The organism is Dietzia sp. CW19 (genome assembly GCF_014145265.1).
Taxonomy (GTDB): domain Bacteria; phylum Actinomycetota; class Actinomycetes; order Mycobacteriales; family Mycobacteriaceae; genus Dietzia; species Dietzia natronolimnaea.
The window spans coordinates 1-4,502 of sequence record NZ_JAALEE010000269.1 but is presented as its reverse complement, the minus strand read 5'-3'; the positions used below and the strand labels follow the sequence as shown (position 1 = coordinate 4,502).

Here is a 4,502-nt window from a genome sequence, read left to right as displayed (position 1 = left end):
CGGCGGCCGAGGCGGGGGAGGTCTCGGCGAACCACGGTGCGCGGGAGAGGTCGGTGGAGGCGACGGCGCGGCGTACCGCACGGTCGTCGGGGTCACCAGGGTCACCAGGGTCACCGGGGTCACAGACGACGGCGAGGGATTCCAGGTCGCTACCCGGGACTGCCTCCCCCCGGCCCACCGATCCGGTGACCCACACCGCGTGTGCCACCGCCGGTCCGAGACGCGCCGCCAGCTCACGCCGCAACCCGTCGGACCAGGCCCGCGCGCGCTCGTCGTGGGGATCACGGGAAGGCGCCATGAGGGCATTCGACCACGCGGTCGGGCGGCCCGGCGAGCGGGGAACGACGGCGTGAGGGCGTGTTAATCGGATCGAAACATCAGGCAACCCGAGGGTCACACGCGGTGGGAAAACTATCGGCAGACAGGAACTGCTCCTGGCGCCACCCGGGTTCACAGACCCCCGCCCCGAGAGGAGTGCCGGACATGAGTGACCCCTCCGGACTCACCACCCCGGCCCCCGAACGTCGGGGTGATCACGACGACCTCGCCGATCTCGGCTACGACCAACAACTCCACCGCAGCCTCGGCACGTTCGCCTCGTTCGCCGCCGGGTTCTCGTTCGTCTCGATCCTCACGACCATCTTCCAGCTGTTCGGCCTCGGGTACGGGTTCGGCGGCCCGGCCTTCTTCTGGACCTGGCCGATCGTGTTCGCCGGCCAGTTCCTGGTCGCGTTGTGCTTCGCGGAGCTCGCGGCCCGGTACCCCATCTCGGGAGCGATCTACCAGTGGTCCCGGCGGATGGGCGGCGAGGTCGTCGGGTGGTTCGGCGGCTGGTTCATGATCCTCGCCCAGATCGTCACCGCCTCGGCCGCGGCCATCGCGCTGCAGGTCGTGCTGCCCAGCATCTGGTCCGGCTTCCAGTTCGTCGGCGACGACCCGGCCCTCACCTCGCCCTCCGGAGCGGCGAACGCGGTCCTGCTCGGATCGGTGCTCCTCGTCATCACCACCACGATCAACTCGCTCGGCATCAGGTGGATGGCCTACGTCAACAACATCGGTGTGACCTGCGAGATCGTCGGCGTCGTCGCGGTGATCCTCGCGCTGCTGACGCACGCCGTCCGCGGGCCGCAGGTCGTCTTCGACACCGCCGGCATGGGGGATCAGCCCGGATACATCTGGGCCTGGGTCGTCTCCGGACTCATGGCCGCCTACGTGATGGTGGGATTCGGCTCGGCCGGCGAGCTCGCCGAGGAGACCGTCAACCCGCGCCGGGTCGCCCCCCGCACCATCCGGATGGCACTGACCGTCTCGGCGTTCGGCGGTGGGCTCATGATCCTCGCCGCGCTCATGGCCGCGCCCAGCCTCACCGACGGCCGGCTGGCCACCGAGGGCCTGCCGTACGTCCTCAACTCCGTGCTCGGGAACTTCTGGGGCAAGGTGCTCCTCGTGGTGGTCGTCGTGGCCATCTTCATCTGCACCCTCGCCATCCAGACCGCGGCCACCCGGTTGATGTTCTCGATGGCCCGCGACGGGCGCCTGCCCTTCTCCGCGACCCTGTCACGCGTCAACCCCCGCACCGGCACCCCGATCGCCCCGGCCGTGCTCATCGGTCTGTCATGCATCGCGATCCTGCTGGTCAACATGGGCAACGCCGCCATCTTCGCCACCCTCGCCTCGGTGTGCATCATCCTCATCTATCTCGCCTACCTCTGCGTGACCGCGCCGCTGCTCCTGCGTCGGCTCAAGGGGTGGCCCAACGGCCCCCGGCTCACCGACGCCGAGGGCAAGCCGCTGTTCTCGCTGGGCCGCTGGGGAATCCCCGTGAACGTCATGGCCGTGGGGTACGGACTGCTCATGACGGTCAACCTCGCCTGGCCGCGGGCCGAGATCTTCGACCCCTCGGGCGAGACCCCGTGGATGCGATGGGCCGGCGTCCTGACCGTCCTCGCCGTGGTGGGGCTCGGCATCTTGTGCTTCCCCCGCGGCAAGACCCATCCCAAGCCCGTCACGATCGGAGAGTGACCTGAGATGACCAGCACCACCGAACCCGGCATCACGACACCCGGCACCACCGCGAGCACGTCCACCACCTCGGGTGCCCGCGACCACGCCCGCGCCCAGGCCGGCGCGATCACCGACTCCATGCCGGTCGTCCCCGCCACCGACTGGCCCCACCCGCCGGCGGACGTGCCGGCCGACCGCCTGACGTGGGCGGAGTCCGTCCCCGGGGGTCGCTACACCGCGGTCACCCTGGCGCGGGGCACGCGCATCCGACTGACCGACCGGGACGGCACGGCCTGCGCCTCGCTCATGATGTGGCGTGCCGACGCCCCCTGGGAACGCCTCAACACCGCGGACACGGTCAAGGTCCCGTGGCAGGCCTACCTCGGGACCGGTCATCCGCTGCTCTCCGACCAGGGGCGCGTACTCGCGACGATCGTCGCGGACACCTCCGGCCACCACGACGCGCTGTGCGGTGCCTCGACCCTGGCCGGCAACGTCGCCCGCTACGGGGCCGGGGCGCCGGAATCCGGGTCACCGGCCGGACGGGAGTTGTTGCTGCTGGCCGCCCTCAAACACGGACTGGGTGAGCGGGATCTCCCCCACACCGTGTCGTTCTTCCACGGCGTCCGCGTCGACGACGACGGGGCGCTCGTCTCCACCGGGAACGCCGGGGCGGGGGCGACCGTCGACCTGGTCCTGCACCTGCCCGTCGTGGTGGCCGTCGCGGTCGCCGACCATCCGCTCGATCCGTCGGAGCGGTACCACGCCGGGACCGTGGAGTTCCTGGCGTGGAGCGCTCCGCAGGACCTCGACGCACTCCGCGAGGGAGCCCTCCCCGGCGTCGGGGAGGACCTCGAGTACCGCCGTGCCGTCGCCAACTCCGAGGCCGCCCACCGCGCCTCCACCCCGATCGCCTGAGGAGAATCCGCCATGACACCGACGACCGTCACCACCGAGCCTCCGACCACAGACCCCCGGACCGGCGCCGCCGCAGACCTTCCCGCCGCAGACCTCGCTCTCACGGACGGGGCCGTTGTCGCCGACGAGACCGTCGCCGCCAGAGCCGCCTGGTCCCACGTCCTGCACGCGGGCCAGACCCTGACCATCGTGGACCTCGAGGGCAACCAGGCCGTCGACACCCTGTTCTACGACGCGCACGACCCCACCCGTCGCTACAGCGCCCCGGCGACCGTCGCCGCCCAGGGATCGATCTTCCTGACCGAGGGAAGTGTCCTGCGCGACGACGCCGGCGAGCCCCTCGTGACGATCACGGCCGACGAGGTGGGCAACCACGACACCCTCGGGGGAGCGTGCTCGCAGGAGTCCAACACCCTGCGGTACGGCCACCACACCCGGCATCAGCACGCCTGCGTGGAGAACTTCCTCCGGGAGGGCGCCCGGCACGGACTGGGCAAACGGGACCTGGTCCCCAACGTCAACTTCTTCATGAACGTGCCCGTGGACGCCGACGGCACCCTCGGCATCGTCGACGGGCTGTCCGCGCCCGGCAAGCGCCTGGCGGTGCGCGCCGACCGCGACGTGATCGTCCTGGTCTCCAACTGCCCGCAGATCAACAACCCGTGCAACGGCTTCGACCCGACGCCGGTGCGGATGATCGTCACCGCCTGAGCCCGGCGCCCCCCACCCCGCGCACCCACCACCCGCGCACCCGCCACCACAGGAGAAGCCGCCATGACCCGCCTCGAGATCCTCAACCCGGGACGCATCACCACCGTCCAGGACTGGCCCGGCCGCATCGGGTACTGGGGCGTGGGCGTCCCGCCGTCCGGGGCGATGGACGACTACTCGCTCCGCCTGGTCAACATCGCCGTGGGCAACCCGGAGGGCGCCGCCGGTCTGGAGTGCACTCGGGGTGGACTGTCGATCCGACCGGACGCCCCGGTCACGGTCTGCGTGGGCGGGGCGCACGTGCGGCCCACGGTGGACGGCCGCCCGGTGGCCCAGTGGAAGCCGGTCCACCTGGAGGCGGGATCCGTGCTCGACGTCCCGGTGCTCGACGGGCCGGGCATGCGCGTGTACGTGGCGGTCGGGGGCGGGATCGAGGTGGAGCAGTACCTCGGGTCGTCGTCGACCTTCACCCTCGGACGGTTCGGTGGGCACGAGGGGCGCAACCTGGCGGCGGGGGACGCCCTCGCCGTCGGTGAACCCGGGCCGGGCGTGCCGCGCCGGATCCTCGCCGACGAGGTCCCGGCCATCGGGCACCACTGGCACATCGCCGTGGCCGAGGGGCCGCACGGCGCCCCGGAGTTCCTCACCCGCGCGGGGATGGACGAGCTCTACGGGGCCAGCTACACCGTGCACTTCAACTCGGACCGCACCGGGGTCCGGCTCGAGGGACCACGACCGAAGTGGGCGAGGCCCGACGGCGGGGAGGCCGGCCTGCACCCGTCCAACCTGCACGACAACGCCTACTCGGTGGGGGCCCTGGACTTCACCGGGGACACCCCGATCCTGCTCGGCCCGGACGGCCCGAGCCA

3 protein-coding genes and 2 pseudogenes are annotated in these 4,502 nt (G+C 71.6%); 4 read left to right on the top strand and 1 reads right to left on the bottom strand.

Features of this window, described 5'->3' with window-relative positions:
* Window positions 1-298: pseudogene (locus G6021_RS16930) on the bottom strand (hypothetical protein); the annotation flags it as partial.
* A 185-nt stretch (window positions 299-483) separates the two neighbouring features.
* Here G6021_RS16930 and G6021_RS08810 point away from each other — a divergent pair.
* The 4 genes and pseudogenes from G6021_RS08810 to G6021_RS08795 form a co-directional block, all read left to right on the top strand.
* Window positions 484-2,022 carry an amino acid permease gene (locus G6021_RS08810; protein WP_182641088.1) on the top strand — a complete coding sequence of 513 codons (1,539 nt, stop codon included), beginning with the start codon at window positions 484-486 and terminating at the stop codon, window positions 2,020-2,022.
* Between the two features lie 6 nt (window positions 2,023-2,028).
* Entirely contained in the window at window positions 2,029-2,922 is an 894-nt protein-coding gene (locus tag G6021_RS08805; protein WP_182641087.1) for an urea amidolyase associated protein UAAP1, read from the top strand.
* A gap of 12 nt (window positions 2,923-2,934) precedes the next feature.
* Window positions 2,935-3,633, top strand: coding sequence for an urea amidolyase associated protein UAAP2 (locus G6021_RS08800; protein WP_182616629.1), 699 nt, complete (start codon window positions 2,935-2,937; stop codon window positions 3,631-3,633).
* Window positions 3,634-3,696: 63 nt separating this feature from the next.
* Window positions 3,697-4,502: pseudogene (locus G6021_RS08795) on the top strand (biotin-dependent carboxyltransferase family protein); the annotation flags it as partial.